The organism is Mastigocoleus sp. MO_188.B34, from assembly GCF_030065675.1.
Lineage (GTDB): Bacteria > Cyanobacteriota > Cyanobacteriia > Cyanobacteriales > Nostocaceae > Mastigocoleus.
The window spans coordinates 1-5364 of the sequence record NZ_JASJDK010000233.1 but is presented as its reverse complement, the minus strand read 5'-3'; the positions used below and the strand labels follow the sequence as shown (position 1 = coordinate 5364).

Here is a 5364-nt window from a genome sequence, read left to right as displayed (position 1 = left end):
TGACACTCTGCCGTCCTATAAGGACGGAGATTCTTAGTTCAACGAGTCCACTTAAACTAAATTCCTTACGGTATCTAGCCCAGAGATGGTTCTCTCCTTAAGCGTTTAACCCATTACAGAGTTGGTTCGGACATGCCCTGTCCTACCTTGAGAAGACTAATAAAATTTGGTTTCTCTGTGCTTGATGCTTAAAGATTTTACCTGTGCAAGCTTTTTTCTGCACAAAACCTTATATCTTTAGTTTTCAAGGTTCGCTACCTCTCGGCACTGGGTGTTTTAAGAGGTTGATTACCCTAACCTCTGCCGTGGATTATATCAGAAAGCCACCTTATAAAGGCGGGGCTTTAGACCCAAATTTTCGGTAATGGGTAATTGTTTCTTTCCAATCCCAATCCCAATCCCAATCCCAATCCCTAATACCTAATCGCCAATCCCCATATGACGCTGTCGCGTCACGCTATGACTAACGTCACGCTTCGCTAATGCTAACGCCAATCGCCAATCCCCAATCCCCAACCATGAATCATCATGAACGTTCTCATGACGATAAATATGTAGCGTCTAATAATAGAGAACAAAATAAATCATCCAACTCAAAATTCTCGAGTTTCAATTTCTCCAAATTAAAGTCAGGGAAATTATTTCTACCCTGCTTTTTATTTGTGGGAACTATCATCATAATTCTGTTTGGACAACAGTTCCAGGATTTGTATTTCAGACTGGAGGATCTGGTTTCTCAGATCCAAACTCCTTTTTCCCAATGGTTTGAAACTCAAAATACTAGTAGCCCATTTATATTGCTTCCTTTAGCTTTTGTTGGTGGTTTAACTGCTAGCATTTCCCCTTGTATTTTGTCTCTACTTCCTGTTAATCTTAGCTACATTGGCACCTTAAAAATTGACTCTCGACGCGATGCTTTGGTTAAAGCAGGTCTATTTGTTTTAGGAGCAATTACTGTATTCAGCTTATTTGGTTTATTTGCATCTTTTGCCTCCGCTGTAATGGTGGAATTTCGCGGACATGTTAATGTTGTCGTCGGCATAGTAATTTTGTTAATGGGGTTGAGTTTTGCCGGTTTGATTCGGTTACCGTTACCTCAAAAGCAAATTGATATACCCGTTGCTGGTCCCTATGGTGCTGGTTTAACCTTTGCTCTGGTAACTTCTCCCTGTGCTAGTCCCGTACTTTTTGCTGTTTTAGCTGCTGCTGCTACTAGTGGTTCCCAAGTCGTTAGTACAGTAACAATGGTTTTTTATGCGATCGGTTATACAGCAGTTATTTTTCTAGCTAGTTTATTTACTGGTCTGGTCAAACAAAGTCGTAATTTGTTGAGTAAATCTGATTGGATTATTCGTTTGGGAAGCGCCGCACTGATATTGACGGGTGGTTTTTATCTTGTTACTGGCATTCAGTGGTTTATTTGATACAACTCTAGTATCTTGAACCCAATTCTCAGCATCAGTAGTGTTTTTTGAAATGAGTTTATCCAACCAGTCAGAAGCCGAATTGCTTCAATCAATGCAGTCAGGGGATTTGTCCGCATTAGGTGTTTTATACGATCGCTATGGTGAAGCAGTGTATCGTTTAGCCCTAAGAATCTTGGGAGAATCTACAGAAGCTGAAGACCTCACACAAGAAATATTTTTGGCATTTCTGCGTGGTGATAAATATGATTCTAATAGAGGATCGATAATTGTATTTTTATTAACTATGACTCGGTCAAGAGCAATCAACCGCTTACATCAAAAGCGATCGCAAGAGCGACTTTTACAAAGATGTCAGCGTAGTACCCCCGAAAATACCCAAAATAATTTGATGGATAAGGTATCTTTGGGGGAAATTGCCGAAATCGTACGGGAAGCACTCCAAGAACTACCAGTAAATCAGCAAGAAGTTCTGAAGATGGCTTACTACGATGGACTTAGTCAATCAGAAATTACTAAAAAATTAAATATACCCCTGGGAACCGTAAAAACTCGATCGCGCCAAGGTTTATTGAAGTTGAGAAAATTGTTAAAGGATTTAGTAGATTAATTATGGAACGTGTTGAACTACCTCAAGATTGGGAAACACTGCTTGCAGGTTATGTTTTGGGTAACTTGACTCCGTATGAAGTAACTAAGGTCAAGGAGTATTTAGCAAATTATCCTGAGTTAACAACCCAGGTGAATAAATTACAAACGACTTTAGGTTTATTTTCTTTATCACTTCCTAAAAATTCATCTTCCAAACCTTCCGAAAGTTTGCGTTCTCGAATACTTCAAGCTGCTGAGAATGAGTTTCAAAGAGAAAAAAGACCTTTTCAAGAGAATAAAGAAGAGACAGTAGCTTACGAAGAACAGGTTATGGAAAATATAGTGCAGGAAACAGGTTACCCAGAGCAGGAAATTCAGAGATTCTCCCCATCTTCGCGTCGTTGGAGAAGCAAGCAAGTTTGGTTGGGACTTGTGGGAAGTGCAGCAGCAGGGTTAATTGCTGTGTTGGGATTTAGCAACTACCGCTTACATCGAGAATTATTAATTACTAAGTCCCATTTATCGCAGTCTCAACAAAGGCTGGAATTATCACAATTAAAGCAGGAATTAGCAACCACCCGACAAAATTTATCTCGTTATGAAGAAACTTTAACCCTGCTCAAAGAGCCTGATAACCGCCTACTAAGTTTAAAGGGGACAACTCCTAGTAGTGATTATTCTGGTAGTTTAATTATTGCTCCCAATTCCCAAAGTGCGGTACTGAGTTTACAAAACTTGTCTGCATTACCCGCAGAAAAAGTTTATCGGTTGTGGGCTTTTGTTGATGGTAAAAAAATAAAATGCGCCAAATTTACACCTGACTCAGAAGGGAAAGTATTACAGCAAATACCATTGAAACAATGGGGTAGTACAACTGAAGTTTTTGTTACCATCGAGCCGAAGGAAGGATTTACTTTACCCAGTGGAGAAACGGTAATGAAGGGAACGACTATTTGAGTAATAAGTAATGAGTAATGAGTAATGAGTAATGTTAGCGCCGGGGCGCGACAGCGCACAGTAATGAATTGTAGAGACGTAGCATGCTACGTCTATCCATGCGAGGTCTATCAGAAGTCAGAAAGGATAATCGCGGTTAAATATTGGACTTAGGATTATACATATAATATTTTTGTATCGCCCTACTTCATAAAACTACAAACTGTTACAAATTCAAATTCAACTTCAACTTCAAATTCAACTTCAAATTCAAATCCAAACTCAAAAACTACTTGCTCTTTAAAGACCAACAGTCTTACTTTTTGTTACGCTAACGCCAAGATTTACATTGAATTCTAAGACTTGCACAAGCTAACGCTAAAATAGGGAAACTCGCATGCAGATCGAATAAAAACCAATAATTTAGGTTTTGAGTTATCCATTTGCTTTACTACAATTTACGTTCGATCTAACGTGTAAGATTGATGTAAATTCTATTACACACCTCCCTGATGAAAGACTCTCTCCCAGAAAAACTAGAACTGAACTTGAAAACTAAAATTGCTTATGGCGTTGGAGAGTTGGGAGGAGCAATTCCGAATAATATTTTGGTCTTTTATGTCCTGTTTTTTCTGACTAATGTCGCGGGACTCAATTCTACTCTAGCTGGTGGAGTGCTCCTCGTTGCTAAAGCTTGGGATGCAATTAACGATCCTCTGATTGGTTGGTTGAGCGATCGCACTCGTTCGCGACTTGGTAGACGTTACCCCTGGATGCTTGTTGGTGCTATCCCATTGGGGTTATTTTTCTTTTTGCAGTGGGTTGTTCCACCAATTAGTAATCAGTGGTTACTATTTTCTTACTACACGGTGGTTGCAATTCTATTTTATGCTTCTATCAGTTCTGTTCTGGTTCCGTTTTCAAGTTTAGCAGCAGAAATTACTCAAAGTTATGACGAACGCACGAGTCTAGTTACGGTCAAATCTACTTTTTGGATTGGTGGTAGTATATTTGTCCTGGCTTTGGCTCAAGTAATATTTGCTCGGGTAGAAGCTCCTACAAGCTATCTTATTCTTGGTGCTTGTTGTGGGTTTCTAGCTACTTTATCGGTATATCTATCGGTTTTTGGAACTTATGAGCGTTACAAAATAATGCAAGGACGACGCCGTCAAGTTGAGGAACCGGAAAAAATACCAGTCTTAAAACAAATCAAAATTGCCTTAAGTAATAAGCCGTTTCTTTACGTAATTGGAATTTACCTATGTTCTTGGTTGGGGGTACAGGTAACCGCTGCAATATTACCTTACTTTGTGATTGATTGGATGGGTTTATCCAAGTCTCATTTTAGCCAAATGGCTCTGACTGTGCAGATTTCAAGTTTATTGGCGATGTTTTTCTGGGGTGCGATCGCTCAACGTTTTGGTAAAAAAGCTATCTACTGTATGGGGATACCTTTAACGATTTGCGCCCAAGCTGGACTGTTTTTTATCCAACCGGGACAAATTAGTTTGATGTATATATTAGCTGTATTAGCAGGAGTTGGTCTTTCTACGGCTTATATTGTACCTTGGTCGATGCTTCCAGATGTGGTGGATTTGGATGAACTGAATACGGGACAGCGTCGGGAAGGAATATTTTATGGGTTTGTGGTGCAATTTCAAAAGTTGGGTTTGGCTGCAGCGTTGTTCTTAGTTGGGAGAATTTTAGACTGGGCTGGACTTATACCTGCGGTTGCATATGAAGCACCACCAACTCAACCGAATTCAGTGTTATGGGCGATACGTTTAATTATTGGGCCCATACCTACTTTAATTTTAATTATTGGTTTGGTGTTGGCTTATTTTTATCCTATTACTCGTTCCAAGCATGAGGAGATTCTTTTGAAGTTGAAGGAACGAAGAGATGGTCAGGGGTGAATAGCAGATAGGACTGAGTACTACGATGTATAATTTTTTCTATAGACGCAACATAAGACTTATAGCATGGCTGCGCTAAGCTCCGTCTCTGTATCTTGAAGGTTAGCAGGAACAAATTCCCTAAAAGTGTAGTTACAAAATCATAGGATTTTCCTGCGTTTTAAATTAGTCTATGATTGAGAGAGATATTGAGGCTTTTAAATAAACTTTGTGAATTGATTTTTCAGGTTAATTATTCTAAGATAGGTTGTCATCGGCACGATGATTAAAACTTGTTAAGTTTACAGAGGAATATTCTGTCCTGTGCAATTTCCTTTCAATATATAATACTTAATATACAAGTGTCATCTTAGTATATTAGACTCTTCCGAAAATTTGCAACACGCTGTGAGTCTGGTTTTGGACAGCGTTAACTGTGAGCCAGAACTAACGTAATAATCAGGCTTGGAGACAGTTAGTGATAGCAACTATCAACAAAAATATTGATAACTAATTCA

Annotated in this window: 4 protein-coding genes; all 4 read left to right on the top strand. The window is 39.1% G+C overall.

Annotated features, from left to right (window positions below; translation table 11 throughout):
* Positions 1-518 precede the first annotated feature (518 nt).
* The 4 genes from QNJ50_RS28470 to QNJ50_RS28455 all read left to right on the top strand — a co-directional run bounded on the left by QNJ50_RS28470 (position 519) and on the right by QNJ50_RS28455 (position 4867).
* On the top strand, positions 519-1424 hold the full coding sequence (locus tag QNJ50_RS28470; RefSeq protein ID WP_300642580.1) for a cytochrome c biogenesis protein CcdA: 906 nt from the start codon (positions 519-521) through the stop codon (positions 1422-1424).
* A 52-nt stretch (positions 1425-1476) separates the two neighbouring features.
* Positions 1477-2034, top strand: coding sequence for a sigma-70 family RNA polymerase sigma factor (locus QNJ50_RS28465; RefSeq protein WP_300642577.1), 558 nt, complete (start codon positions 1477-1479; stop codon positions 2032-2034).
* 2 nt (positions 2035-2036) lie between these two features.
* On the top strand, positions 2037-2972 hold the full coding sequence (locus QNJ50_RS28460; protein ID WP_300642574.1) for an anti-sigma factor: 936 nt from the start codon (positions 2037-2039) through the stop codon (positions 2970-2972).
* Positions 2973-3463: 491 nt separating this feature from the next.
* The gene (locus QNJ50_RS28455; RefSeq protein WP_300642571.1) at positions 3464-4867 is read left to right on the top strand and encodes an MFS transporter; all 1404 of its coding nucleotides are present in this window, start codon (positions 3464-3466) and stop codon (positions 4865-4867) included.
* Positions 4868-5364 lie beyond the last annotated feature (497 nt).

What these genes read in the sequence shown, in the direction of transcription:
- QNJ50_RS28470 (WP_300642580.1), top strand. Translation starts at nt 519, where the DNA reads ATGAATCATCATGAACGTTCTCATGACGATAAATATGTAGCGTCTAAT.
- QNJ50_RS28465 (WP_300642577.1), top strand. Translation starts at nt 1,477, where the DNA reads ATGAGTTTATCCAACCAGTCAGAAGCCGAATTGCTTCAATCAATGCAG.
- QNJ50_RS28460 (WP_300642574.1), top strand. Translation starts at nt 2,037, where the DNA reads ATGGAACGTGTTGAACTACCTCAAGATTGGGAAACACTGCTTGCAGGT.
- QNJ50_RS28455 (WP_300642571.1), top strand. Translation starts at nt 3,464, where the DNA reads ATGAAAGACTCTCTCCCAGAAAAACTAGAACTGAACTTGAAAACTAAA.